Raw genomic sequence first — 26401 nt, 5'->3', positions numbered from 1 at the left:
GGTATGAGTAAAATTCGAGTGCATGAATATGCAAAACAACATAATATCTCAAGTAAAGATCTTATGACAAAACTAAAAGAAATGAATATCGAGGTTTCGAATCATATGACAATGTTAGACGATGAAGTAGTAAACAAATTAGATAATGCGTACCAAACTGAAAAACCTTCTGTTGCAGATGAGTTTGAAGTAGAAGAAAAAGTTGTTCGTAGTAAAAAGAACAGCAATAAGAAAAAGAAAAAAGGCAAAGGAAATGAAGACAAACGTCAAGATAACTTTGCTGGAAGACAACAAACACAAATTGTAGAAACACCAGATAAACTTACTTTCTCTGGAAGTCTTACAGTAGGTGAGCTTGCTAAAAAATTAAGCAAAGAGCCGTCTGAAATTATTAAGAAGCTCTTTATGCTTGGAATTATGGCAACAATTAACCAAGACTTAGATAAAGATACAATTGAGTTAATTGCTACTGATTATGGTATTGAAGTAGAAGAAGAAGTAGTTGTAAGTGAAACTGAATTTGAAACATTCATCGATGAGCAAGATGATGAAGAGAACTTAAAAGAGCGTCCAGCTGTAGTTACAATTATGGGGCACGTTGACCATGGTAAAACAACTTTACTTGACTCTATCCGTAATTCAAAAGTAACTGCAGGCGAAGCAGGTGGAATTACTCAGCATATTGGTGCATACCAAGTTGAAGTAAATGACAAGAAGATTACATTCTTAGATACGCCTGGTCACGCGGCATTTACAACGATGCGTGCTCGTGGTGCGCAAGTAACGGATATTACAATTCTTGTTGTTGCAGCTGATGACGGTGTTATGCCACAAACAGTTGAAGCGATTAGCCATGCGAAAGCAGCTGGAGTACCAATTATTGTAGCTGTGAATAAAATGGATAAACCAGCGGCAAATCCTGATCGTGTAATGCAAGAATTAACAGAATATGAATTAGTTCCAGAAGCTTGGGGCGGAGATACAATTTTCGTACCAATTTCTGCAATTCAAGGTGAAGGAATTGACAACTTACTAGAAATGATTCTTCTTGTAAGTGAAGTAGAAGAATATAAAGCAAATCCAAACCGTTATGCAACTGGTACTGTAATCGAAGCACAGCTTGATAAAGGTAAAGGAACTATCGCGACATTACTTGTTCAAAACGGTACACTTCGAGTTGGAGATCCAATCGTTGTTGGTACTTCATTCGGACGTGTTCGTGCAATGGTAAGTGATATTGGTCGTCGTGTAAAAGTTGCTGGTCCATCAACTCCTGTTGAAATTACAGGTTTAAATGAAGTACCACAAGCGGGAGATCGTTTCATGGCATTCGCTGATGAGAAGAAAGCTCGTCAAATCGGTGAATCACGTGCACAAGAAGCGTTACTTGCTCAACGTGGTGAAAAATCTAAATTAAGCCTTGAAGATTTATTCCAACAAATCCAAGAAGGCGATGTAAAAGAAATTAACTTAATTGTGAAAGCAGACGTACAAGGTTCTGTAGAAGCAATGGCAGCGTCACTTCGTAAAATTGATGTTGAAGGTGTTAAAGTTAAAATTATCCATACAGGCGTAGGTGCGATTACAGAATCTGATGTTATTTTAGCTTCTGCATCTAATGCAATTGTAATTGGATTTAACGTACGCCCTGATGTGAATGCGAAGCGTACAGCTGAATTAGAGAATGTTGATGTTCGTTTACACCGTATTATCTATAAAGTAATCGAAGAAATCGAATCAGCAATGCAAGGTATGCTGGATCCAGAATTCGAAGAAAAAGTAATCGGTCAAGCGGAAGTACGCCAAACATTCAAAGTAACAAAAGTTGGAACAATCGCAGGTTGTTACGTAATTGACGGTAAAATTACACGTGATAGTGGCGTGCGTATTATCCGTGATGGCGTAGTAATTTTCGAAGGACAACTTGATACGTTAAAACGTTTCAAAGATGACGTAAAAGAAGTTGCACAAAACTATGAGTGTGGTATTACAATTGAGAGATATAATGATCTTAAAGAAGGGGACATCATTGAAGCGTACATTATGGAAGAAGTGAAGCGATGATTATCGCTTCACTCTCATTCGAGTGTATGATTTACGATGTGCATTCTTTAAAAGAGAAACGAGCAATTTTGCAACGGGTGCTAACTCGTGTGAAGCAGCGTTATAATGTAGCTGTTTCAGAAGTAGGGCATCAAGATGTATGGCAACGTACAGAAATTGCAATTGTTTCTGTATCCTCTAATCGTGTTATTTGTGAAAAAGAAATGAATCGTGTACTCGAGTACATCGATTCATTTCCTGAAATTGAACGTACAATAACACAATTGGAATGGTATTGAATGAGGTGAAGAGTTATGAAATTACGTGCAAACCGTGTAGGCGAGCAAATGAAAAAAGAATTAGGCGACATCATCAGTCGTAAAATTAAAGATCCACGTGTTGGATTTGTTACAGTAACAGATGTACAAGTGAGTGGAGATTTACAAATTGCTACAGTATATATTTCTGTTTTAGGTGATGAGGAACAGAAAGAAAGTACATTAAAAGGTTTAGCGAAGGCAAAAGGTTTCATTCGTTCAGAAATTGGCCAGCGTATTCGTCTTCGTAAAACACCGGAAATTTCCTTTGAGTTTGATGAGTCTATCGGATATGGTCATCGAATTGATACACTTTTACATCAAATTAATAAAGACGGTAAACGTGAAGAATAATGGATAGACATTTGTCTATCCATTTTTTCAATGCAAAATTAATTTTGGATAATTACTATGAAAGAATTATGATGAGGTGAACATATATGGAAGGTGTAGTATTATTACATAAGCCAAAAGGCATGACATCACATGATTGTGTATTTAAATTAAGAAAGATATTGCGTGAGAAACGAATTGGTCATACAGGAACATTAGATCCAGATGTAACAGGAGTATTACCTATTTGTGTAGGACGAGCAACGAAGATTGCACAATTTTTAACGAGTGAGACGAAAACATATGAAGGTGAAGTAACACTTGGATTTTCAACGACAACTGAAGATGCTTCTGGTGAAGTTGTTGAAACGAAAAATGTAGATCGTGTTATTACTCGTAAGGAAGTAGAAGGGGCTCTTGCTGCATTAACAGGTACGATTGAACAAATGCCTCCGATGTTTTCAGCTGTAAAAGTTAACGGAAAAAAACTATATGAATATGCAAGAGCAGGACAAGAAGTTGAACGTCCAGTTCGTACAATTACAATTCATGAATTTGTATTACTAGATGATCGTGAAGTGTTTGAGGGGGAAAATATTTCATTTCGTTTCCGTGTAACGTGTAGTAAAGGGACATATGTAAGAACATTAGCAGTAATGATTGGTGAAAAACTTGGTTTCCCATCACATATGTCTCACCTTGTAAGAACAGCTTCGGGTGAATTTTTATTAGAAGATTGCATATCATTTGAAGAAATTGAAGAAAACGTGCAAAATGGAACAGTAGAGTCTATCTTCATTTCAATTGATGAAGCATTAAGTAAGTTTCCAAAAATGGTTGTAGATGAAAAGCAAGCAGAGAAAATAAAGAATGGTATGTTCTTAAAAAATGAATTGCAAATAACGGCGCCATTTATAACAGTGTTTGATACAAATAATCGCTGCCTTGCAATTTATGAGCACCATCCAAAACACCCTGGTATGCTAAAGCCGATGAAAGTACTTGTGAATAATCAAGAACTAAAGCTATAATGAATTATTGGAAGGATTATTACAGAAAAAGGTGAATTCAAGCGTGAAACTTATTCATTTAACTCATCCACATGAACAAAATAAATTAGAATTACCACCTACTGTAATGGCATTAGGATTTTTTGATGGCATTCATTTAGGACATCAATGTGTGATTCGAACTGCGAAACAAATAGCTGATGAACGAGGATATAAAAGTGCAGTTATGACATTTTATCCGCACCCATCTGTTGTTTTAGGAAAAAAGGAAGCGCATGCGGAGTATATTACACCAATGTGTGATAAAGAAAAAATAGTCGAAAACTTAGGGATCGATATATTATATGTTATTAAATTTGATGAATCGTTTGCAGGCTTATTGCCACAACAATTTGTAGATGATTATATTATTGGTTTGAATGTAAAGCATGTAGTAGCAGGGTTTGATTATTCATATGGACGTTTAGGAAAAGGAAAGATGGAGACTTTACCATTTCATGCAAGAGGGGAGTTTACACAGACTGTGATTGAAAAAGTTGAATTTCAAGAAGAGAAAGTAAGTTCTACAGCATTACGAAAGTTAATTCGAAATGGCGAAATGGAACAAATTCCATCTATTTTAGGTAGAGCATATACAGTAGGGGGAACGGTTGTACACGGTGATAAGCGTGGACGTCAAATTGGTTTTCCTACAGCTAATATAGGTTTAAGTGATGAGTATCTATTACCACCTGTAGGTGTTTATGCAGTGAGATTAAAAGTTCACGATGAATGGTACGATGGTGTATGTAATATTGGATATAAACCAACTTTTAAAGAAGATGAGCGTCAATTATCTATTGAAGTGCACTTATTTGAATTTAACAAAGACATATATGAACAAAATGTTACAGTAGAGTGGCATATGCGTATAAGAGAAGAAAAGAAATTCAATGGCATCGATGAGTTAGTTGAACAAATTGCAAAAGATAAGAAAACAGCACAAGAATATTTTGCGAACGAAAAGAATATACTTGCTTTTTCAAATGAAAAGTAGTATTCTATGTTATGTACTTTATGACAACCATTGCTTGGCATTGCGACTCACCGACGCTTGCTAGGTAATTGGGGGTTTAATTAATAGGAGGTGAAATAGGATGGCTTTAACACAAGAGCGTAAAAATGAAATCATTGCACAATTTAGAACTCATGAGACTGATACTGGTTCTCCAGAGGTTCAAATTGCTGTCCTAACGGAGCAAATTAACACTCTAAACGAGCACTTACGTACTCACAAGAAAGATCATCATTCACGTCGTGGTCTATTAAAGATGGTTGGTAAACGTCGTAACTTACTAACTTACCTTCGTAATAGCGATATCACACGTTACCGTGAATTAATCACAAAGCTTGGCTTACGTCGATAGTCAAAGAAGCGGGAATATTCCCGCTTTTTTGTTAGGTAAAAATATATCTTCTACCCTTTATAGCTTACTTCATTTTCGGTAATACTAGAGGTAGAATATTGTGATATACTATCCATTTACATAGAAGAATTGAATACTTTAAATTGAGAGGGGTACTTAAATGAGTCAAGAAAAGCAAGTCTTCTCGATAGATTTAGCTGGTCGCCAGCTAACAGTTGAAACAAGTCAGCTTGCGAAGCAAGCGAACGGAGCAGTATTAGTAAGATATGGCGATACAGCGGTTCTATCTACAGCAACTGCATCAAAAGAACCAAAAAATGTAGATTTCTTCCCACTTACAGTAAACTATGAAGAGCGTTTATATGCAGTCGGGAAAATTCCTGGCGGTTTCATTAAACGTGAAGGTCGTCCGAGTGAAAAAGCAATTTTGGCAAGTCGTTTAATCGACCGCCCAATTCGTCCACTTTTCGCAGATGGTTTCCGTAACGAAGTACAAGTTGTCAGCATAGTAATGAGTGTTGATCAAGATTGTTCTTCTGAAATGGCAGCTATGCTTGGTTCTTCATTAGCGTTATCGATTTCAGATATTCCATTTGAAGGCCCAATCGCGGGTGCAACAGTTGGTCGTATTAACGGCGAATTCGTTATTAATCCAACAGTAGAACAGCAAGAACAAAGTGATATTCACCTTGTTGTGGCTGGTACGAAAGATGCAATTAACATGGTTGAAGCAGGAGCAGATCAAGTGCCTGAAGAAACAATGTTAGAAGCAATTATGTTTGGACATGACGAAATTAAACGTCTAATTGCATTCCAAGAAGAGATTGTACAAGCTGTAGGTAAAGAGAAATCAGAAGTGAAACTGTATGAAGTTGACGCTGATCTTAATCAAGCTGTACGTGAAATGTCTGAGAAGGATATGCATTCTGCAATTCAAGTACATGAGAAACATGCACGTGAAGATGCAATTAACGAAGTGAAAAAGCGTGTAATTGAGCATTACGAAGCGCAGGAAGCTGACGCTGATACATTAGGACAAGTAAGTGAGATTTTATATAAAATTGTAAAAGAAGAAGTACGTCGTCTTATTACAGTTGAAAAAATCCGCCCAGATGGCCGTAAAGGTGACGAAATCCGTCCATTAGCATCAGAGGTTGGCATTTTATCTCGTACACACGGTTCTGGTCTGTTCACACGTGGACAAACACAAGCATTAAGTATTTGTACATTAGGTGCATTAGGCGATGTGCAAATTTTAGATGGTCTTGGTGTAGAGGAATCAAAACGCTTTATGCACCATTACAATTTCCCATCATTTAGTGTTGGTGAAACAAGACCGATGCGTGGACCAGGTCGTCGTGAAATTGGTCACGGTGCACTAGGAGAACGTGCTCTTGAGCCTGTAATTCCATCTGAAAAAGATTTCCCATATACAGTACGTCTTGTATCTGAAGTTTTAGAATCAAATGGTTCTACTTCACAAGCAAGTATTTGTGGTAGTACTTTAGCAATGATGGATGCTGGTGTTCCACTTAAAGCTCCAGTTGCAGGTATTGCAATGGGCCTAGTTAAAACTGGTGAGCATTACACAATTTTATCTGATATTCAAGGTATGGAAGATCATTTAGGTGATATGGACTTTAAAGTAGCAGGTACAGCAAAAGGTGTAACTGCACTTCAAATGGACATTAAAATCGATGGTCTATCTCGTGAAATTTTAGAAGAGGCATTACAACAAGCGAAAGTCGGTCGTGTGCACATTCTAAATCATATGTTATCTGTTATTGCAGAGCCACGTACTGAATTATCAGCTTACGCTCCAAAGATTATTACAATGACAATTAACCCAGATAAAATCCGTGACGTTATTGGGCCGAGCGGTAAACAAATCAATAAAATTATTGAAGAAACTGGCGTTAAAATTGACATCGAGCAAGATGGTACAGTATTCATTTCTTCAATAAATCAAGAAATGAATGACAAAGCTAAGAAAATTATCGAAGATATCGTTCGCGAAGTACAAGTAGGTGAAATCTACGAAGGAAAAGTGAAACGTGTTGAGAAATTCGGTGCTTTCGTTGAATTATTCAGCGGTAAAGACGGATTAGTTCACATTTCTGAACTTGCACTTGAGCGTGTAGGTAAAGTAGAAGACGTTGTAAAAATCGGTGATGTAATTACAGTTAAAGTTATCGAGATTGACAAACAAGGTCGCGTGAATCTATCTAGAAAAGTATTGCTAAAAGAAGAGCAAGAAAAAGAAGCTGCTAAAGAAGAAAACAAACAAGAGCAGCAATAAGTAAAAGCCAGTTAAACTGGCTTTTTTTGTTATGTGAAAAATATGATTTACATATATTTTTATGTCAGTATAGGTATAGTTTTCATTATAACGCTCAAATTAACAAAGATAAGAAGAAAAAAGGTTTTTATATAGTTAATGGGAGGGTTTATATGAAAGCTCGTATATTGGCATACATATGTATAGTTTTTTTATATGTCAGTGTAGGCTCTTATTCCGTTTTTGCACAGGATAACTTGTATGAAGAAATTCAAAAACATGCAAAACAATATGAGATTGCACCTCAAAATGCGATGATTGATAAAATATGGAAAGCAACACCAGGATATAATGGAAGACAAGTTGATATCGAAGCATCCTATAATAATATGAAGAAGCTAAAGAAATTTGATCAAAAAAATCTTGAATTCAAGGAAGTATCACCGGGTGTCCACTTAAAAGATTTATCACCAGCTCCAATTTATAGGGGACATCCAAATAAAAAGATGGTGGGATTAACAATAAATGTGGCATGGGGAAACGAGTATTTGCCACGTATATTAGAGATATTGAAAAAACATGATGTGAAGGCGACTTTCTTTTTAGAAGGACGCTGGGTGAAAGAAAATTTACGATTTGCAAAAATGATTGTCGATGCAAATCAAGAAGTCGGAAATCATTCTTACACACACCCTAATATGAAAACGTTATCTTCTGATGAAATACGAGATCAGTTACAAAAAACAAATCGAATGATCGAAGCAGCTACGAATCAAAAGGTGAGATGGTTTGCTCCGCCGAGTGGAAGTTTTCGGGATGAAGTCGTGAAAATTGCTGATGATTTCCAAATGGGAACGATTATGTGGACTGTCGATACAATTGATTGGAAGCGACCTGATCCAGATGTACTATTGCAGAGAGTAATGAGAAAAATACATCCAGGTGCTATCGTATTAATGCATCCAACTTCATCAACAACAGAAGCATTAGATACAATGATTACAAAATTGAAGGAACAAGGATATAAAGTAGGGAATATAACAGAATTACTGGATGAAAAACGTGTGGATTAAATACATTTGCATGACATTCATCCTTAAACTTGTTATCATTAAATAATAGCACTTATTTAGAGAAACTGGCAGTAGGAGGAAAGTTTTTGATTAAAAAATATACTTGTAAAAATGGTGTAAGAATAGTTATGGAGAATATACCAACCGTAAGATCGGTTGCGATTGGTATTTGGATCCATGCGGGATCAAGAAATGAAAATGAAAAAAATAATGGGGTTTCCCACTTTTTAGAGCATATGTTCTTTAAAGGAACGGAAACACGTAGTGCACGCGAAATTGCAGAATCATTTGATAGCATTGGTGGGCAAGTGAATGCTTTTACTTCAAAAGAATACACTTGTTACTATGCAAAAGTGCTAGATGAGCATGCTAAATATGCTTTAGATGTATTAGCAGATATGTTCTTTAATTCAACATTTGATGAGGAAGAACTGAAAAAAGAGAAGAATGTCGTATGTGAAGAAATTAAAATGTACGAAGATGCTCCAGATGATATTGTGCATGATATGTTAACGAAAGCAACATATGAAACGCATCCGCTTGGATATCCTATTTTAGGAACTGAAGAAACGCTTGATACGTTTACAGGTGATACGCTACGCCAATATATAAAAGATCATTACACACCTGAAAATGTCGTTGTTTCAGTTGCAGGAAATATTGATGAAGCCTTTTTACAAACGGTAGAGCAATATTTCGGTAGTTATGAAGGAACAACAAACCGTGAACAAGTACATAGCCCAATTTTCCATTTTAATAAAGTAGCACGTAAAAAGGAAACAGAACAAGCTCATTTATGTTTAGGATATAAAGGCTTACAAATGGGACACGAAGATATTTATAACTTAATTGTATTAAATAACGTTTTAGGCGGTAGTATGAGTAGCCGTTTATTCCAAGAAGTACGTGAGCAACGCGGGTTAGCCTACTCAGTATTTTCTTACCATTCTTCTTATGAAGATACAGGTATGTTAACGCTGTATGGTGGAACAGGTAGCCAACAATTAGATACACTGTATGAAACAATGCAAGAAACATTAGACACATTGAAAAATACAGGTATTACAGAAAAAGAGCTTATTAATAGTAAAGAGCAATTAAAAGGAAACTTAATGTTAAGTTTAGAAAGTACGAATAGCCGTATGAGCCGTAATGGTAAAAATGAATTGCTACTTCGTAAGCATCGTTCACTTGATGAGATTATTGAAAGTGTAAACACAGTAACAAAAGAAAATGTTGATGAGTTAATTCGTAACATGTTTACAGATGAATTCTCTGCAGCATTAATTAGTCCAGATGGAAAACTTCCAAAAGGAATAAAACTATAATTGCTTTATATGAAGTATGTAAAAATAACCGTATCTCTTTTAAATGAGATACGGTTATTTTTTTTGGATATACAGAATAGGTACTAATTATGGATAACTTAAATTCACAATTTCGGTAGGGGGAGAGTGTATGCGTTTAAGCGAATTAAGTGGTAAAGAGATCGTAAATTTAGAAAGTGCCGAGAAAATGGGGGTTTTAGGATATGTGGATTTAGAGATTGATGAGAAGGATGGCCAAATACAGGCTCTTATCATACCTGCTGGAAAATGGGGAGGTTTTAAAAAGGAACCACAAGAAATAAGAGTAGGGTGGAGCCAAATTAAAAAAGTGGGGTATGATATGATCCTTTGTGATATTACGGATCGTTCAAATTCGAAGTGAAAGATGGCCATTTTGGTCATCTTTTTTTGTTCATTTCCCTTTGATTATTAGCTCACATGAATTGAGCTTTTACCGGCAATCAATTTCTCGCATAATGTCCTCTAATATGCCGAATTTTCAGACGGTTGTCTTACTGCATACAAATAGCAGGATAAATCATACGTGCTTTTTGTTTTTCAATCACCTAAAACTCGTACATTACATAAGATGTGGAGGAAAAAGAAAAAGTAGGCACTTTTCTTATAAATGACAGAAAAAGAAGGTGAATTAGGGAATGTTGACTGAGATGCATATTGCTGTCATAGGAGGAGATGCAAGACAGCTAGAAGTAATTCGCAAGCTAGTTGAATTGGATGCGAAACTTTCATTGATAGGGTTTGATCAGTTAGATCATGGCTTCACAGGGGCAGCAAAAGAAAGTATACAAAATTTAGATTTCACTTCTGTAGATGCAATTATTTTGCCAGTTGCAGGTACAAATGCCAAGGGAGAAGTAGATACTATTTTTTCAAACGAAAAAGTTTCAATAACGAAAGAACAAATTGAAAATACACCAGAACACTTTACTATATATTCAGGTATTGGTACGCCTTACTTGGAAAATCTCGTATCTACTACAAACCGCAAACTTGTTAAATTATTTGATCGTGATGATGTGGCAATCTACAATTCTATTCCAACTGTAGAAGGTACATTAATGATGGTAATTCAACATACCGACTATACAATTCATGGTTCCAATGTAATGGTTTTAGGATTTGGTAGAACAGGGATGAGTGTTGCCAGAGCATTTCAATCATTAGGGGCCCATGTCAAAGTTGGAGCAAGACGATCGGAACATATTGCACGTATTACAGAAATGATGTTTTCTCCTTTTCATATGCAAAACATTGAGAAAGAAGTAGGAAATATCGATATTGTCATTAATACAATTCCGCATCTCGTCGTGACAGCGAATGTCATTTCAAAAATGCCAGCTCATACGTTAGTAATTGATTTAGCTTCTAAACCAGGCGGTACCGACTTTAGATATGCGGAAAAAAGAGGAGTCAAAGCGCTGTTAGCATCTGGATTACCTGGTATTGTTGCTCCAAAAACAGCAGGACAAATTTTAGCGAACGTTCTTTCTCAGTTACTAGCAGAAGACGTAATAGCAAGAAAGGAGAATGGGGAATGAATTTAAAAGGGAAAAGAATAGGGTTTGGTTTTACGGGTTCACATTGTACGTACGAAGAAGTAATGCCTCATTTAGAAAAATTAATTGCTGAGGGAGCAGAAGTACGCCCCGTTGTTTCTTACACTGTTCAATCAACAAATACGAGATTTGGCGAAGGAGCAGAGTGGATTAAAAAGATTGAAGAAGTAACAGGTTTTAAAGCGATTAATTCCATCGTTGGTGCAGAACCACTAGGACCTAAAATTCCACTAGATTGTATGGTGATTGCGCCACTAACAGGAAATTCTATGAGTAAATTTGCAAATGCAATGACAGACTCTCCAGTATTAATGGCAGCAAAAGCGACGCTAAGAAATGGCAAGCCTGTCGTATTGGCTGTTTCGACGAATGATGCTTTAGGGCTGAATGGCGTAAACCTAATTACACCAACAAGGTGACGACAAAGCACGAACGCTTATATGTCGCCATCTTGAGGGAGCTTAGGGTAAAGCACAAGTTCGAAATCATCAAGCCTTTGCCACTTTTCCTTTTTATAAACAGCCTTTTCTAAAACCGACTTTAGGAGGCTGTTTTTCTTTTTTGGATCATCTGTTTTAAAGTACAGATCAAGAACATGCTCCACTTGAGGTATTGTATCTTTCTTCACCTTTTCCTTTTTAATTTCTGTTTTAATTTCTTTCTTTAAGTTTTCCATGGTGGAAGTGATTTCAGTAATACGATCCGAAACTACATTCGAGCGTTCTAAAAACATATCAACTGTGTAAACGCCACGTTCTAATAAATCATGTAAATTATTTTTTTGTTTTTGGACATCCACTAATTCTTTTTCAAGCTTGCGTAATGCAGCTTCATTTATTTGAATAACTTGTGTTTCTTTTAACTTGTCATCTTGCTTATGTTTTTCAAAATCAGCTTTATAATTGATGTACCATTCTTTTAATGCCTCGAGTAAACGCTTCTCAATTAATTCAGTATAACTTGATTTGTTTTCACAGCCACGGTGTTTACAATCCATCGTTTCTTTTCGGTTCTTCGGATAACGTTGTACCATACTGTAACCACATTTAGCGCATTTAATAATACCAGCCAATGGATTCTTTATTCCGTTCGTATTGTAGGGAATGTGATATCTTGAGTTTAATTTTTCTTGTACTTGCTCAAATAAACTTTCGGGTATGATAGGCTCATGTTTGCCATCAGCAATAATCCAATCTGATTTATCTTGTCTTGCACAACTACGTTTCACAGCGTCAGGCCGTTTTACTTCTTTTCGTTTTTGCCACGTTACTTTTCCTATGTACACATTATTTTTTAATATATCCAAGATGCTGTAGGGGTTCCATTCATTACCTAGCTTACTTTTGTAGCCAAGATCATTTAACTTGCTTCGGATTGCGTTAGCTCCCATATCCTCGTTTGCATACCAATCGAATATCATTCTTACAACAGAAGCTTCTTCTGAATTAATTGTTAAAGTACGTTCTCGCTTATTTAAACGGTGGATATCATAACCATAAGGTGCATGGGTCCCAAGGTAATTACCAGCCTCTACACTAGCAACACGGCCTCGTTGCATACGGCGTGTAATAATCTTTAACTCCTTGCGTGCCATAAACGCTTCAAATTCGCTGTATTCTTCGTCCCACTCATCATTAAGGTCGTAAGTCTTCCTAGGTGTCATAATCTTCGTATTCGAGCGTTTAAACGTTTCTAAAATGATTCCTTGCTCTTTCATACCGCCACGACCTAAACGGTCCATATCCATACAAAGAACAACATCATATTTGTTATCTTCAATTTCTTCAAGCAGTGCTAACATCTCAGGTCGTTTCACTAAGCTCTCACCAGAAACAATTTCTTCACGGACAGATAAAACATTTAAGTTCATTTCCTTAGCTATTTTCAGCAGGGTAGTGCGATGCTTCGCTAAAGTTTCGCCTTCGCCACGTGCTTCGGCTTCAAGATCGGCACGGGATTTTCTTAAGTAGATTGCGGTTTTCATAGTTTTACCTCCTTAGTATATTGTTATTATATGGGATATGGAGAGATAGAAGAATGAACTGTGATTAAAGAAAAGCTCCTAATAGGGAGCTTTTCAGCGATTAGCTTTGGATTTTTTAGCGCGAGATCCAGATGATTTACTTTCTTTTTTTTGTGAAGTTAATTGTTTATATTCAATATAAACTTTTGATGAAAAATCACATACATAAAATTTTTCTTTGTTTAAGATGTCCCCAATAAAACAAATTGTTCTTTTTTCGTCTATTGTATAGCCGTGAATTAGATTTTTTATTTTTTTTAACTCAGCTTCACTGATTATTCGAAATGAATATGGAACATGGCTTTCCTGCAGGATTTTTGAAAAGATATGTGCATAGAAAAAACACAGTCCCAAAAGCAACAGAAGGGTTACATATAAATTATATAGGTTATCGCTTTGGAAAAATAGTAAACTTAATATGCACCCAAATATAGGATAACTACTTAATAAATTAATTAAAACAAAGAATATGAAAATAAACATGAACCATCTGTGTTTTTTTAATTTATTTTGAAAAGAAAATAACACAGAAGAAATTAGAAATGAAATACCGAAAATATTTAAACTATATTTTAGGAAAGACAGGAAAAATGATTCAGAATCACTTGTTAGATAGTCGTAATAAAAAAATTTCAAATATAAACTTACTATTATATAACTAAAGAAGAACTGTAAAACACTAAAAATATATTTACCAAACTTTAGTCTTTCTTTAGTTTCTTTATCCAGAAATAACTTATCAATTTCAGTAATTGTTTTTACCTTGAAAACCTGTTTGTATCCAGTTATTAATAGTCCTATAACAGCAACTATCGCAGGAATTGATTTTAAAAAATTATCATTTTTTAAAATGTCTATTATAATTTTTTCCATATTAAAACTCCTGTAATTAGTTATATATTTTTTCTTTTGTAAGTTTTTAAACAAGAAAACCCACCAGGAACCCCATGAATTTCCGCAATATCTTGAATAGATAATTGAGTATCTTCATAAGCAGAAACCATTTCATCGGTAAGTAATAGCTCCACAGCAAATGTATTTGCTTCAATTTCTAAGCGATCCACAGAAAAGAAGGTTTGGTTACGTAAGAAGGGGGTATTTGCTTTAGGATGAAGTACAGCATGACCTAATTCATGTGCACAAACAAATCGTTGAACAGTTTCGTTAATTTGATTATTAATATGAATGAATTTAAAGCGTTTATAAGTGTTGTAAAAACCAAGAGTATTCCCAAGGTCTTCAAACAACACTATAATATTTTTTCGTTTAGCAATTTCAAAGGGATTTGCTGTGCTGTGTTTTTTAACGATTTTGAGTACGTATTCTTTAATTTCCATTTCTCGCTCCATTCAATCTTTTTTGTACTTGTTTGGAGTGAATTTTTGTTTTGCTAATTGCTTTGCCATGCGCATAGAGTTTTCAAGAGAAATACGAATCATTTCTTTTGTGTGTTCGTCTATTGGTTCTCCGTCAAACATTAAAGCATCTTCGCTATTTTCTAAGTCTTTTAAAGTCTTTTCTAAGTCACGAGCGATATCACGAGTATCTTTTTTGTTTAAATCAGGAAGTGCATTAGACACTCTTGATTCATCTTCTCTTCCTAATAAATAATCTGTTGTTACTCCTAAAACATTCGCTAAATCTTTTAGCATTTCGTTTGAGGGAGTGCTATGACCATTCTCATAGTTACTAATGGTGCCTTTAGTGGTATTCACTTTATCGGCTAATTCTTGCTGAGTGAGTTTACGCGTTTTACGCGTTTCTTTTAGTCTTTGTCTCAACATTTTTAGCACCTCCCGTTAATAAAAAGTACAAAGATATTGTACCTTATATAGATTGATTGTAAAACTTTGTACAAGATAATTGTACAAATGCATTGACGTACAAGAATCTTGTACTTATACTAAAAGTACAAAATACTTATACAAGGAGCGAGACAGTGATCAAAAATATCAAATTAATTAGAGCTAGGAAAAAAAGTAAGTTAACCCAACAAGATCTTGCAAATAGAATGCAAGTTACAAAATCTACAATAAGTAATTGGGAAAATGGTTATAGTAATCCCAATCTTGAAAAGGCTATCAGATTAGCAACTATTCTTGGTCGTGATATAAAGGATTTAATTTGAGGTACAAAAGTACAAGAATCTTATACTTCAAGGTGGGAAGTAGGTGAAAAAATGCCATCAACTAACATGGCAGTACCAACAGAACCGTCGCATAAACATATAAAAAGCACTTCAAGAGGTGACACCATGAGCCAACAAGAAGAATATGCGGCGACTTATGAATTTGGAAAAACGAAAGTTCATATTGTGGCTCCTGAGCCAAAATCACAAAAGGATATTGATAAAATCCGTCAAGCATATTACAAGGCTTGTTGGGCCATCATCAAAGAAATACAAGTAAAAGAAAATGTGGAGGAATAGCTCCTCTCTTTTTACATGAATAATAGACAAGCTACATATGTACTAAGTTCATTGTAACCATTTGAAAACTAAATATGGAGGCGAACAAATATGGGAACAAGCATATACTGCAATTCAGCGATAGGGGAGTTACTACAGAATGCTAGAGAATGTTGTGATAATGTTCAGTTGAAAACGAAGAAAGGGTTATCTAAGTACCTTGGTATTACACATGAAAGATTAACCCGGATTGAATCTGGACTTTCTAAACCAGAATTTGAGCTTGCGATGGATTGGTGTCATGCAACAGGAGCAAAGTTAAATCAACAAGCGATTAAACATATTTATGGTGTTGGATTACCGCCTACAGATCCACGTTTAACTCAAGATGTAAATCTACAATTGATGAACTACATTAAACAAGCTGAAGAGGGGATTGCGGCAGCAAAGGAAATCATGAACTTACAAGTTGCAACCAGGTCATGGAAGTTGGATGAAAAGAAGAAACATGAATACACAGTTCATGCAAAAGAAATCTTCGATACAATCCAAGCTACTCAATGTGTAGTACAAGCTCTTGAGCAAGTTCATTTTGGCATTATGGAACAAATACAAAGAAGTTGGTTGCAAAAGGCTATGGCGGAGAACGTTATTATTCAATCGGTGGATAGCTTAATGACTTTAACAAAGGTGCTGTAAGGGAGGAAGGAAAATGACAGTAGATTATAAGAAACCAAGTTTAAGAGAATATAAGGAATTAATTCGCTATGATGCAAAGCTAACTGGTGAAATTAAAATAGCAGAATTACTTAATGAGGATTCAAAATCAGTTGAGTTAAAACAAGAGAAGAAATTGTTGGGGATTCGAATCAAAATTATTGAAGCATCATTTATTTTGAAACATAAATGGGCAAAAGAAAAAGCTACCGCCTAGACAACAGTAGCTCTGAAAAATATCGTAAATCAATTATAACATTATATAAATCATTTGGACAAGCCACTGTGCTTGTCGTTATGACCAGAAAGGGATTGTTCCTCCCATACCCCTACAATGTGCCTTTCCGGTTGTAACGATGCGTACAGCATCAATTTAACAAGAAAGAAGGTGTGAACCATGACTGGGGTAAAGAAACAATGTTCAGAATGTAATAATGTTAATCCTTCAGATGCAAATTATTGCGAAATGTGCGGTAAGAAATTGAATTAAAAAAGCGGTGTTTTAAACACCGCTTAACTGCATTGCAACAAAATCAGCCGGATCCATTTGAGCTTGTTCGGCTGATTCTAAGAGTAAAAATGTTTCTGAACCACAGAGTTCACAATAATACGCATCCGGTGGGTTTACATGATGGCATAGATTGTCGGAATCAGCGCAAGGATTGTAAAGGTATGTACCACACTTTTTACAGTGTGTAGCAATATCAGAAAAATCATCATTACCGCATTTCATACATGAAGAAAGTCTTAATGATATATCCTCTTGCATAAATTGACACCTCCTTTTGTCAGTATAAATTTTACAGGTAAAAGGGAGAAGTTTCCACAAATAAGTTCAGACAAGCTTGTGCTTGTCGTTATGACCAGGAACGTTGTTCGTTTAACGGCTTTACTTTTCTGGTTGTAACGATGCGTACAGCATTAATTTAATTAGAAAGGAGATGTAATTCATGAATGATAAAAACAATCGTCTTCATGATCTAGTTCTTCCAGGAGATTTTTCGTTTGCAAATAATCTTCATAATTGTATGGTTGCATGCGTTCATAACATGTTTAATGCAGAATCAACTGAAGAATCAAATCGCTGGGAAGAAGAACTGGAGCGATGTATGAAAGAATTTAAAATGCTTTGTGATACAAAAGAAGAACATGAGGCTTCGATGAGCTATCGTGTAGTGATTAAGGATTTAAGAACAAGGGGAGTTAACGCCTCATTAGTAAGACGTAGAAAATAAAAAATCTATCACTTAGCAGAGTGATAGATAAATGGTTTTGCAAAAGATCTTAGGATTAATTATATCAAATTAGTATTCGTATAACAACGGGGTGTGTTGCATGCTTTTAGACAAATCATTACATAGAGTGTTGTTGAATTCTAAAGTGTTTCAACAAGCAACATCAACACAACACCTAAATTACTTAGTAAACCAATATCTCAAAACAGGATATAAGAATTATTGCTTATTACGTGTAGAGGACGGATTTGCGATATGTAAACAGGAGGATGAATAATATGGCAGTTTATAGACCAGTACACGTTTCATTTTGGCAGGATTCATTTGTTTTAGATCTTACACCGGAGGAGAAGTATTTCTACTTATATTTGATGACAAACAGTAAGACGTCTCAATCAGGAATCTATGAGCTTCCACTTCGTATTATTGAAACTGATACAGGATACAATCGTGAAACTGTTATGAAGTTATTAGAACGTTTTGCTGAGTACGGAAAAATTAATTACAACCAAAAAACAAAAGAGTTGTTCTTAATTAACTGGTTGAAGTTCAATCCAATTAAAAATGTAAACATTGAAAAGTGCGTCTTAAAAGAGATTCAATCTGTGAAGGACCAGGATTTCTTAGTTGATTTCTATGAAACATGTTTGCAATTAGAACGTGAACAAGATTTCAAAATCCCTCGTATTAAGGAGTATTTATCAGTCCGTTTGGAGGGGCTTATAAGGGGCTTCCAAGACCCTAGCAAGGAAGAAGAAAAAGAAAAAGAAAAAGAAGAAGAAAAAGAACAACAACAAGAAGAACGCGCAGGCGCGGAAGAAGTTGTTGAGGTTAATCCAATTTCTTTTTACGAACAAAACTTCGGACTGATTACACCTTTTATTGCAGATGGTATTCATGCTTGGATAGATGATTTAAATGCAGAGCTTGTTGTAAAGGCTATGCAAATTGCTTTAGAGAAAAATACGAGAAATATGAATTACGTAAATACGATTTTAAGAGATTGGCATCTTAAGGGATTGAAAACAGTAGCAGATGTTGAAGCAGCTGATCAAGCATTTCGCGCTCAGCGATTAGCAAAAGGACAACAAACTATGCAAGCACCTTATCAAAATAAAGGTTTATCAGCATCTACTCAAAACGTATTACAGCAACAAGAAGCATGGAAACAAAACATTCCAACAGAAGAAGAACTTGCAGCACTTAACCAACAGAATGGGTGGTTGGCACAATGAGTAACGATATGATTCGAAACGTAGAAGCTGAACAAAGTGTTTTAGGGAGCATCATTCAGGAAGGGGATTTAATTAAAGATTGCCAGCTAAAGGCAAAACAATTTTTCTTACCAACACATCAAATGATTTTTAAGGCGATGAGAGAGATAGAGGATGCTGAGGCTCCGATAGATCTTGTTGCTCTCATTGGAAAATTCGATGAAGGATTTATGCATCAAATTGGTGGGATTGAATTCTTTGTAAATCTAACAGAAGTTGTAACAACAACTAAAAACTTCTCGTATCACGAAGGACTGGTGATTGAAGCTTGGAAGATGAGACATGCTCAAGAGGTTGCTGGTAACTTATACAACGGCCTTCAGCAAAACAAAGATATGAGTGTTATTAGTAAATCGATTGATGAACTAAGTGCCATCGAAGAAACCGGTTACTCAGATGAATTTAACTTGAAAGATACACTTGTTGATTTGTATAAAAAAATGCAAATTGATGTAGGCGATTTAACTGGTATTCCAACTGGTTATGATGACTTGAACAGAATGACAGCTGGATTACAAGAAGGCGATTTAATTATTGTCGGCGCCCGTCCTTCTATGGGGAAAACAGCATTTGTATTAAACGTTGCTTTTCATGCAGCAAGTGCTCAGACAGCAACGGGAGTTTTCTCGCTAGAGATGGGAGAAGAACAGCTACTTAAGCGGATGATTTCAAGTACTGGAAATATAGATGCTACGAAATTAAAGAACCCTAAAAAACTATGTGATCTAAAGGATTGGGAAAAGATTAGTCAAGCAATGGGATTGATAAATGATTTGCCATTAGAAATTTATGATAAAGCAAATGTAACGATGCAAGAGATTTATGCGAAGACTAGGAAACTTAAGCGTAAATACCCAGATAAAAAGGTGCTAGTCGCAATTGATTACTTGCAGCTTATTGTAGGTGACCCGAAGCATAAAGGAAATCGTATGCAAGAGATTGGTGAGATAAGCCGTAAGTTAAAACTTATGGCAAGGGAGTTGAATGTATGTGTAGTTGCATTATCACAGTTAAGCCGTGCTGTTGAAAGTAGGCAAGATAAAAGGCCGTTACTCTCAGACCTACGTGAAAATGGACAAATTGAGCAAGATGCGGACTTAATCGCGTTCTTATATCGTGAAGATTACTATGACCGTGAAACCGAAAATAAAAACATTACAGAAATCATTTTGGCGAAACAGAGAAATGGTCCAGTAGGTGTTGTGGAATTAGCATTTATTAAAGAATTTAGTAAGTTCGTAGGTTTAGAGCGAAAGTTTAATAACCAGCAGGGGGCTTAATGATGCTGTTACGTCAGGAAGTAGAACGTAGAAAGCTAGTGATTATTCACAAACTATTAGGATTAGGTTTGGCTGAGATTAATGGACAAACATTAGACCAACTAACGCTAACGCAGCTAGAAGGAATTTTACTTGCAAGTTTGCAAGTATTGGAGGGAAGCAACAATGCCCAAGCAACTAACAATTTTTGATGTGGAATCAGTCGTATCATTTGATCCTAAGAAAGCTCATATCCATCGTTTAAATTCAAAACTAAGGTATGCAGATATGGTTGTGCAAATACCACGTCACGCAAAAGCAAGTGATGAATTAAAACCGACGACAGCACCGGATGAACGTTATGAGTTATTTGAGGATTACGCAATTGGGATTTGGCGTTATAAACGAGCGGAGGATAAACAATTTGTATGGGAAGATGCTGAAGAAATATGTAAGCAAGCAAGAGATGAAAAAGAGCCGATTCCGATTCGGCTCCATCTATCACTGGAACAAACATTTATTCCAGAAAACGTTATTCAATATTTGTAGACAAATAAAAAAGCTGAGATCACTCTCAACTTACTTCGACAAAGTAATTATAACACATTTGGGAGTGGTTTCGGTGGCAATTATCAAAGAAAACGTTGCGGAAATGAAGGCTGAAATTTCTTTAGTAGGAAACATGATTTATGTTGTGAAAGATGGAAAGATTTATCCGATTGAACCACCAACAACTGGTCATGGTGAGCAATCATTTGTATATAAAAGTGGAAAAGTAACTCGTATGGATGAACGGAAAACACAATTAATTTAACTGGAGGTATTCAATATGAAAAGTGCCACAGAATTAAAAGCACTTGAGTTAACGCCAAAGCAAGAAAAAATAAGAAATAATTTTGTATTTAATGCATTGGCTACAGTTGTAGAAATGAATCAAAGGGTAGGAAGGGAGGATACTCCTACCCATCACCTTATCGAAATCATGAATATAGGTACAGACTATGCATTAGATCCATAAGGTTATCTGAAACAAAAGTAAGGTTCTATGTATTAAAAAAGGCTAGGATTTCTCCTAGCGCTCAAGCAACTCGCTATTTATAAGGAAGGGGCTTACGTAGAAATAGAACGCTTGCCACACCTTTACTATATAACAACTTTGGGACAAATAGTGCGAATGACAGCAAGCTTAACAAGAATTTTACGTATCATTTATATATTTAAATTTTTGATAAATATTTAAAAATAAATTGACTTTATTGACGAAAGTAGTGGAGTGAGTGAAATGTTTACGCAAGGATGTACAGAATTTAGCTTATGAATTATGGTGCAAATTGGACACGGTAGAAGAACAGTCGGTACTTCATGACGATGTGGATGTCTTTAATAAAAATGAAATGGAACTATATGATGCTATTGAAAAATATTTAAAAGCTGAGGGTGTTTTCATTTGCGGTAGTTTAAACGAGAAGTTCAATGAGGGAGTGTAACGTTGCTAAGTTACTCCCCTCTGAACTTCATACAATTTGAATTTTATTAAAAAGAAGGAACAGAGGAATATGTAAAAGAGTTTGAAAGGTCCATAAAAAAAGAATTCAGTAAAACTCTGAATTCTTTTACAAGTATTTTTATTTGTTAATCCATTTAGAAATAATAGGATAATGAAAGTCTTTTTCTTGTATCACATATAAAATTCCTTTTATAGGACCGAAAATTAATAAAAGAAACAGTATTAAATATAAAGGAGCTACTCCGAAAATAATCAAAGCGTTATTTGAAGTTAAGTCTAAATTAGACAAAGATAACATTAAGATTCTTATTATGAATAGATTCCAAATCATTGTAATTATCCAAATGAATAGTTGGTAAAAAACAGCTTCAAGGATATTTTTTCGAATGTCTTGTGATTTGCATATTAAATAAAAAATCAATGGTATATAAAAAATTGTGATGCTAAAGAAAATAAGAATAAAAAAAGATAACAAGGTAAGAAAATGCATAATTAATTTTATGTTCTTTTCTTGAGTTAGGATCATTAAGGTCCTCCTATATGTATGAGATTTGTTGTGCCTATCAATATATATGCTGTAGATAATTATAACATCAAAATTAATTGTAATAGAATACTGCATCGAAAAGAACACGTATTAAATTAAACAAAAGCGTTATTTTAATCGAAAAGAGAACCATTAGGGCGTATGGTTCTCTTGGACCAAGAACTATAATGTTTATTTTTTATAGTCCGTATAAGTATATGTACTTTAAAAATAAACAGTGAATCAACTGATATGTATTAACAGTTTTCTTTTAATTAATTACTTTTTGCTTTCTTGCAAGCAAAGTAAATTGAACCAGCAAATACTAATAAAATGGGAATCCATGCTCCAACCGACATTTTTGCACCTCCTTAAATTATGTGTTCTTATATTTTACTACATTTGTATTTTGAAATTTAAGAAAACAAAAAAAGAGAGTTTTTAACAAAATAGTTATTTGAAAAAAAGACCTCTTATGGAAAGATAAGAGGTCATCAAAAGATGTTGTATTTGAAACACGTGATGTTTCACAAAGGAATTATAACATATATCGATATATTGCGTATATATAATATTTAAGACGAAATGAATAAAAGTATACAAAATCCGTATTTAAAAACAAAAAGCCCCAGAGTTAGGGCTCTAGGGCTTCTTGTTTTGGTATTCTCACATGGTTCTTCAAAAAGAATAGAACATACTGAAGATAACATGTGAATGTTTCATAAATGTATCAAAAAAGTGAACAAAATTGCTATTGCAGAAGATGCAGAAATGAAGTTTCTAATACGTAAGTACGTGAAAGGTGTTATTTCCAATGGATAAAATGCGCATGGGACACCTAATCATTATTTTATCGGAGGAAAAGAATATGTTATGAACTCGGTTGAATGAAAAAATGAAAATTTTACTTTAAGCGAAGTTAATGAAATATATTTTGGGGGTTAAATCAATGATTGTTATCTCGATGGACACTTTAACTTTATAAAAGTCCTAGAAGAAAAACACAACTATGAGGAATAGTAAGCTATAAAAGTGAACAAAATTGTTATTTAAATAAAAGAAACCCCGATTGTCTGCGGGGCTTCTAAGGGTAATCGTCAAGTAATGACGTACTCGACTAAATAACCATATCATGAATTTTTTTGGTAAAAATACTGGTAAATGTGTCCAAATTAGAAAGGGCATCATTTTGAAAAAAAAACGCTATTTAAATAAAAAAAGAGCTTGCAAGGAAACAAGCTCTAACGTAATTGAGATGCCTATATATTACCATTCATTTCATTATAATTCCATACGCTGTGGTTGAGAAATAAAGTATAAGCAATTTAATAAAAATTTCATTTGGTCACAAATAAAAAAGCAGCTAGCAAAAGCTAACTGCTCATGTAAGGAAAACGGAGAAAGATAACCATGTGTCTATAGTATTGACGGAATTTTGAGTTTTATTCAAGGGAGGAAGAGAAATGGAAGGGAAAACAGAGCCGAAAATGGTTCCAATGGCATCTTACGGGTGGAACAGAGAAAAACAATGTGTAGAGTTCCAACTGTTAATAAACGAAGAGATATATGTAATGCCAATTTATGAGAAAGACGTAAAAGGCATGGAGACTTGGTTTCGGTTAAAGAAACATAACTTAATAAAATAATCCTTTGATAAGGGAAAGAATATATGTGACTTTAATGTAGAGGCGTAAGAAGGAATGTATATACTTAATAAAAAAGCTAGTATAATACTAGCTTTTTTATTAAGTATGCAATACCTTATTTTCGAATAGCCATTCTGTAAATTGTAAAACGCCATAATCATAGTCTAAATCATGTGTGGATATCGATAATATTTTATAACCATCATATTCTTTATATTCATAGTTATCTCGGTTTAAAGAAATTTTATAATGATCAAAGTCTAAAAATATATCCCAAATATCCTTATCAGTTCTTTTATATGCTATAGCTTCAATATCATGACCATCTTCATAGTAACCTAAGTGCAGGTGTTTAGAATCATATTTAATTTTCATAATTTACACCTTACCAAATAAAGTGGTGTGCGTCCATATTTGGTGGCACATGATAGTGTAAATATGGTCCTTTGCCATCGATATAATGATAGTCTAAACGGAAGATTGGTTTTTTTGTAGCTTTACTTCTGACTTGAATGATTTTACCACCATCAGGACCATCAATGATGAATTTACTCGGGGCACTTAAAGCTTTTTGTATATGTGGACGTGCTATTGCCCATGCTTTATCTGCCGCTTTTCTACCTACTTTAGATGTCAGAATTCGTAAAGCTCCAATTACTATAGCTGGTAAAGCTCGTTGTTGAATAACTGGCCCATCAGTCATTTCAGTTTCAAATTGCCCATTTGCTAAAGTTGCCTCTAACTCTAAAAATACAGGATCATTTGCAAGGAAAGGAAAATCCTTTTCGAATTGAGCGTTGTCAAAGTTATACATATCTTCAAAAGTAATATGCTGATTAATATCGAAGGAACCTGTAAATTCCTCTTGGTTATTAATAGAGTCAACCTCAGTATCCTCCGCAAATGCGCTACCTACAAAGCTGAATAACATTACTGTTGCAAGTAGACTAGTGAAAAACTTTTTAAACAAAATTACCACTCCTTTTAATATGATTTTTACCTCACGTTGAATATTAATATATAAATAAAAGGATAATAAGAATGGTTTTTTGAGTAATAATTTGATAATATATCCATATAACCCTAATATAGTTAATCAGATGTATTATTAAAAAGAAAAAGATACATGAAATGTTTATTTTATGGAAAATATTATTAGGGGGTTAAATTAATAAGTTACTAAAATATGAGAAAATGATATAATAATACCAATTACACATTTAGTCCTACTGGAAGAACCAGCGGACACCGAACTATAGAGCATTAGTAATATTGCTCTATAGTTCGGTGTCCGCTTTTTTGTTTTTATTAACAAAATAGATAAGGGGTGTTTTTATATATGGTGGCTCAATTAACTTTTTTACCCAAAATTGATCGAAAAGCAACGCAAGTTCGTTTAGAAGAGATTCTTGAAAATGTTCGTATTCATAGACAGTTTGGAATGATTAGAAATGAGATGAAGGTTACAGCATCTAGCGAGGTAAGATATCATGGTCCAACAAATGTAGTAGGAAAGCCAGCCGAAGATATCGCTTTAGCAAATGTTGCAATGAGTGAAAGGGAAGTGAAATTACAACGTTTATCTTTTCAAATTGATAAGGCATTAAGCCGTTTTAGCAAAAGCCAAAGAGACATTATTATAAAACGATATTTGGAAGATGAAGAAGTTTTTGATTACATGGTTTACAACGAGATTGGTATGAGTGAACGTACGTATAGACGGAATAAATCTAATGCTTTTTACAAACTAGCTTTTGCTCTTAGATTAGAAGTGTACGAGACAGAAGAGCAGAATGGAGGAGAGAGGCTATGAACTTTGTTCAACCTATTCGTGATCCAGAGCAAATACAACAAATTAAAGAATATCTGAAAGAAAACAGTGAACGGAACTTTATTTTGTTTGTAATTGGAATCAACACAGGTTTACGTATTAGTGACATCCTCAAATTGAAGATATGTGATTTGAAAGGTAGCCATATTTCAATGAGAGAAAAAAAGACTGGGAAGCAAAAACGCATCCAGTTAACGCCAGCGTTAAAAAGAGAATTACGTTGGTATATTGAAGAACGAGATGATCGGGAGTATGTAATTAAAAGTCGCGAAGGTACTAATAGACCAATTGGACGAAGTATGGCTTATAAGATACTTAGAAGCACAGCAGCAGAGTTTGGCTTAAGGGAGATAGGGACTCATACATTAAGAAAAACCTTTGGGTATCATATGTACATGCAAACGAAGAATATAGCTTTGCTAATGGAGATATTCAATCATTCAAGCGAGAAAGTGACACTTAGATATATCGGTGTAAACCAAGACGCAATGGATAAGGCTATGACTCGATTTAAAATATAGCAACACCTTTTTTATTTTTTGTTTTTTTATAATTACCCATTTTTTATGCGTTGTGTAACTCAAAAGGGAAAGTATTATGAAGCTATGAAT

Annotated in this window: 35 protein-coding genes and 1 pseudogene; 28 read left to right on the top strand and 8 right to left on the bottom strand. The window is 34.7% G+C overall.

Annotated elements, in window-relative coordinates; genetic code table 11:
- Positions 1–3: 3 nt before the first annotated feature.
- The 12 genes and pseudogenes from infB to dpaB form a co-directional block, all read left to right on the top strand.
- The gene (gene infB / locus ILS93_RS06820; protein WP_064475018.1) at positions 4–2064 is read left to right on the top strand and encodes a translation initiation factor IF-2; all 2061 of its coding nucleotides are present in this window, start codon (positions 4–6) and stop codon (positions 2062–2064) included.
- Positions 2061–2342: a DUF503 domain-containing protein gene (locus ILS93_RS06815; RefSeq protein WP_000582364.1), complete on the top strand. Its 282-nt coding sequence runs from the start codon at positions 2061–2063 to the stop codon at positions 2340–2342. The genes infB and ILS93_RS06815 overlap by 4 nt, the downstream gene beginning before the upstream one ends.
- Positions 2343–2357: 15 nt before the next feature.
- Positions 2358–2714, top strand: coding sequence for a 30S ribosome-binding factor RbfA (gene rbfA, locus ILS93_RS06810; protein WP_000776445.1), 357 nt, complete (start codon positions 2358–2360; stop codon positions 2712–2714).
- Between the two features lie 86 nt (positions 2715–2800).
- Positions 2801–3724 carry a tRNA pseudouridine(55) synthase TruB gene (gene truB / locus ILS93_RS06805; protein ID WP_048545987.1) on the top strand — a complete coding sequence of 308 codons (924 nt, stop codon included), beginning with the start codon at positions 2801–2803 and terminating at the stop codon, positions 3722–3724.
- A gap of 43 nt (positions 3725–3767) precedes the next feature.
- Positions 3768–4739 (top strand): bifunctional riboflavin kinase/FAD synthetase, encoded by a 972-nt coding sequence (gene ribF / locus ILS93_RS06800; protein ID WP_064475019.1) that lies wholly within the window; start codon positions 3768–3770, stop codon positions 4737–4739.
- 100 nt (positions 4740–4839) lie between these two features.
- Complete coding sequence (gene rpsO, locus ILS93_RS06795; RefSeq protein ID WP_001229392.1) at positions 4840–5109, top strand: 30S ribosomal protein S15; 270 nt, start codon at positions 4840–4842, stop codon at positions 5107–5109.
- A 160-nt stretch (positions 5110–5269) separates the two neighbouring features.
- On the top strand, positions 5270–7408 hold the full coding sequence (gene pnp, locus ILS93_RS06790; RefSeq protein WP_046957398.1) for a polyribonucleotide nucleotidyltransferase: 2139 nt from the start codon (positions 5270–5272) through the stop codon (positions 7406–7408).
- Between the two features lie 152 nt (positions 7409–7560).
- Positions 7561–8460 (top strand): polysaccharide deacetylase family protein, encoded by a 900-nt coding sequence (locus ILS93_RS06785; RefSeq protein ID WP_064475020.1) that lies wholly within the window; start codon positions 7561–7563, stop codon positions 8458–8460.
- 86 nt (positions 8461–8546) lie between these two features.
- A complete protein-coding gene (locus tag ILS93_RS06780; protein ID WP_000593005.1) occupies positions 8547–9788 on the top strand; it encodes a M16 family metallopeptidase in 1242 nt (413 codons plus the stop codon).
- 130 nt (positions 9789–9918) lie between these two features.
- Positions 9919–10170, top strand: coding sequence for a YlmC/YmxH family sporulation protein (locus ILS93_RS06775; protein ID WP_064475021.1), 252 nt, complete (start codon positions 9919–9921; stop codon positions 10168–10170).
- Between the two features lie 274 nt (positions 10171–10444).
- Positions 10445–11347: a dipicolinic acid synthetase subunit A gene (gene dpaA / locus ILS93_RS06770; RefSeq protein ID WP_222660247.1), complete on the top strand. Its 903-nt coding sequence runs from the start codon at positions 10445–10447 to the stop codon at positions 11345–11347.
- Positions 11344–11769 (top strand): annotated as a pseudogene (gene dpaB, locus ILS93_RS06765) (dipicolinate synthase subunit B); the annotation flags it as partial. The gene dpaA and the pseudogene dpaB, both read left to right, overlap by 4 nt.
- A gap of 32 nt (positions 11770–11801) precedes the next feature.
- Here dpaB and ILS93_RS06760 read toward each other — a convergent pair.
- From ILS93_RS06760 to ILS93_RS06745, 4 genes are all read right to left on the bottom strand, one after another.
- On the bottom strand, positions 11802–13349 hold the full coding sequence (locus tag ILS93_RS06760) for a recombinase family protein (protein ID WP_098101674.1): 1548 nt from the start codon (positions 13347–13349) through the stop codon (positions 11802–11804).
- Between the two features lie 93 nt (positions 13350–13442).
- A complete protein-coding gene (locus ILS93_RS06755) occupies positions 13443–14261 on the bottom strand; it encodes a hypothetical protein (protein ID WP_098101675.1) in 819 nt (272 codons plus the stop codon).
- 20 nt (positions 14262–14281) lie between these two features.
- Positions 14282–14725: an ImmA/IrrE family metallo-endopeptidase gene (locus ILS93_RS06750; protein ID WP_098103550.1), complete on the bottom strand. Its 444-nt coding sequence runs from the start codon at positions 14723–14725 to the stop codon at positions 14282–14284.
- Between the two features lie 12 nt (positions 14726–14737).
- Positions 14738–15172: a helix-turn-helix domain-containing protein gene (locus tag ILS93_RS06745; protein WP_061654403.1), complete on the bottom strand. Its 435-nt coding sequence runs from the start codon at positions 15170–15172 to the stop codon at positions 14738–14740.
- 155 nt (positions 15173–15327) lie between these two features.
- Here ILS93_RS06745 and ILS93_RS06740 point away from each other — a divergent pair, with 155 nt between their 5' ends.
- From ILS93_RS06740 to ILS93_RS29075, 5 genes are all read left to right on the top strand, one after another.
- Positions 15328–15516: a helix-turn-helix transcriptional regulator gene (locus tag ILS93_RS06740; protein WP_061654401.1), complete on the top strand. Its 189-nt coding sequence runs from the start codon at positions 15328–15330 to the stop codon at positions 15514–15516.
- A gap of 51 nt (positions 15517–15567) precedes the next feature.
- On the top strand, positions 15568–15816 hold the full coding sequence (locus tag ILS93_RS06735) for a hypothetical protein (protein WP_098103551.1): 249 nt from the start codon (positions 15568–15570) through the stop codon (positions 15814–15816).
- A 90-nt stretch (positions 15817–15906) separates the two neighbouring features.
- Positions 15907–16494: a hypothetical protein gene (locus ILS93_RS06730; RefSeq protein ID WP_000537276.1), complete on the top strand. Its 588-nt coding sequence runs from the start codon at positions 15907–15909 to the stop codon at positions 16492–16494.
- A 13-nt stretch (positions 16495–16507) separates the two neighbouring features.
- Positions 16508–16729 carry a hypothetical protein gene (locus ILS93_RS06725; RefSeq protein WP_000215313.1) on the top strand — a complete coding sequence of 74 codons (222 nt, stop codon included), beginning with the start codon at positions 16508–16510 and terminating at the stop codon, positions 16727–16729.
- A 180-nt stretch (positions 16730–16909) separates the two neighbouring features.
- Entirely contained in the window at positions 16910–17002 is a 93-nt protein-coding gene (locus tag ILS93_RS29075) for a zinc-ribbon domain-containing protein (RefSeq protein ID WP_116892287.1), read from the top strand.
- Positions 17003–17014: 12 nt separating this feature from the next.
- Here the strand turns inward: ILS93_RS29075 and ILS93_RS06720 are convergent, their stop codons facing one another.
- Positions 17015–17281, bottom strand: coding sequence for a hypothetical protein (locus ILS93_RS06720; RefSeq protein WP_098103552.1), 267 nt, complete (start codon positions 17279–17281; stop codon positions 17015–17017).
- Positions 17282–17462: 181 nt separating this feature from the next.
- On the opposite strand from ILS93_RS06720, the gene ILS93_RS06715 reads away from it, so the two are divergent.
- The 8 genes from ILS93_RS06715 to ILS93_RS06680 all read left to right on the top strand — a co-directional run bounded on the left by ILS93_RS06715 (position 17463) and on the right by ILS93_RS06680 (position 21767).
- The gene (locus ILS93_RS06715) at positions 17463–17747 is read left to right on the top strand and encodes a hypothetical protein (protein ID WP_222660244.1); all 285 of its coding nucleotides are present in this window, start codon (positions 17463–17465) and stop codon (positions 17745–17747) included.
- A 278-nt stretch (positions 17748–18025) separates the two neighbouring features.
- Complete coding sequence (locus ILS93_RS06710; protein ID WP_222660243.1) at positions 18026–18982, top strand: DnaD domain-containing protein; 957 nt, start codon at positions 18026–18028, stop codon at positions 18980–18982.
- Positions 18979–20301 carry a replicative DNA helicase gene (gene dnaB / locus ILS93_RS06705; RefSeq protein ID WP_222660240.1) on the top strand — a complete coding sequence of 441 codons (1323 nt, stop codon included), beginning with the start codon at positions 18979–18981 and terminating at the stop codon, positions 20299–20301. Before ILS93_RS06710 ends, dnaB begins: the two co-directional genes overlap by 4 nt.
- 2 nt (positions 20302–20303) lie before the next feature.
- Positions 20304–20492 carry a hypothetical protein gene (locus tag ILS93_RS06700; protein WP_088047282.1) on the top strand — a complete coding sequence of 63 codons (189 nt, stop codon included), beginning with the start codon at positions 20304–20306 and terminating at the stop codon, positions 20490–20492.
- Positions 20467–20829: a cell division protein SepF gene (locus ILS93_RS06695; RefSeq protein ID WP_088047283.1), complete on the top strand. Its 363-nt coding sequence runs from the start codon at positions 20467–20469 to the stop codon at positions 20827–20829. The genes ILS93_RS06700 and ILS93_RS06695 overlap by 26 nt, the downstream gene beginning before the upstream one ends.
- Before the next feature lie 73 nt (positions 20830–20902).
- Positions 20903–21094 carry a DUF3954 domain-containing protein gene (locus ILS93_RS06690; RefSeq protein WP_088047284.1) on the top strand — a complete coding sequence of 64 codons (192 nt, stop codon included), beginning with the start codon at positions 20903–20905 and terminating at the stop codon, positions 21092–21094.
- A gap of 15 nt (positions 21095–21109) precedes the next feature.
- On the top strand, positions 21110–21298 hold the full coding sequence (locus ILS93_RS06685; protein WP_222660238.1) for a hypothetical protein: 189 nt from the start codon (positions 21110–21112) through the stop codon (positions 21296–21298).
- A 259-nt stretch (positions 21299–21557) separates the two neighbouring features.
- A complete protein-coding gene (locus tag ILS93_RS06680) occupies positions 21558–21767 on the top strand; it encodes a hypothetical protein (protein WP_088047286.1) in 210 nt (69 codons plus the stop codon).
- A gap of 138 nt (positions 21768–21905) precedes the next feature.
- On the opposite strand, the gene ILS93_RS06675 is transcribed toward ILS93_RS06680, so the two are convergent.
- Positions 21906–22313, bottom strand: a complete 408-nt coding sequence (locus ILS93_RS06675; RefSeq protein WP_222660236.1) for a magnetosome magnetite crystal formation protein family — start codon at positions 22311–22313, stop codon at positions 21906–21908.
- 1463 nt (positions 22314–23776) lie between these two features.
- On the opposite strand from ILS93_RS06675, the gene ILS93_RS06670 reads away from it, so the two are divergent.
- A complete protein-coding gene (locus ILS93_RS06670) occupies positions 23777–23959 on the top strand; it encodes a hypothetical protein (RefSeq protein ID WP_088047288.1) in 183 nt (60 codons plus the stop codon).
- A gap of 99 nt (positions 23960–24058) precedes the next feature.
- Here ILS93_RS06670 and ILS93_RS06665 read toward each other — a convergent pair whose 3' ends face one another.
- Both ILS93_RS06665 and ILS93_RS06660 read right to left on the bottom strand, forming a co-directional pair.
- A complete protein-coding gene (locus ILS93_RS06665; protein WP_088047289.1) occupies positions 24059–24334 on the bottom strand; it encodes a DUF3986 family protein in 276 nt (91 codons plus the stop codon).
- A 10-nt stretch (positions 24335–24344) separates the two neighbouring features.
- Positions 24345–24929, bottom strand: coding sequence for a hypothetical protein (locus ILS93_RS06660; protein WP_088047290.1), 585 nt, complete (start codon positions 24927–24929; stop codon positions 24345–24347).
- 372 nt (positions 24930–25301) lie between these two features.
- On the opposite strand from ILS93_RS06660, the gene ILS93_RS06655 reads away from it, so the two are divergent.
- Together ILS93_RS06655 and ILS93_RS06650 are read left to right on the top strand one after the other, a co-directional pair.
- Complete coding sequence (locus ILS93_RS06655) at positions 25302–25772, top strand: ArpU family phage packaging/lysis transcriptional regulator (protein WP_098103290.1); 471 nt, start codon at positions 25302–25304, stop codon at positions 25770–25772.
- On the top strand, positions 25769–26311 hold the full coding sequence (locus tag ILS93_RS06650; protein ID WP_088047291.1) for a site-specific integrase: 543 nt from the start codon (positions 25769–25771) through the stop codon (positions 26309–26311). Before ILS93_RS06655 ends, ILS93_RS06650 begins: the two co-directional genes overlap by 4 nt.
- Positions 26312–26401: the final 90 nt, after the last annotated feature.

Origin of the sequence: Bacillus sp. 16GRE42, assembly GCF_019837435.1 — a bacterium.
GTDB lineage: Bacteria > Bacillota > Bacilli > Bacillales > Bacillaceae_G > Bacillus_A > Bacillus_A wiedmannii.
This window is presented reverse-complemented; position numbering and strand designations above follow the sequence as displayed.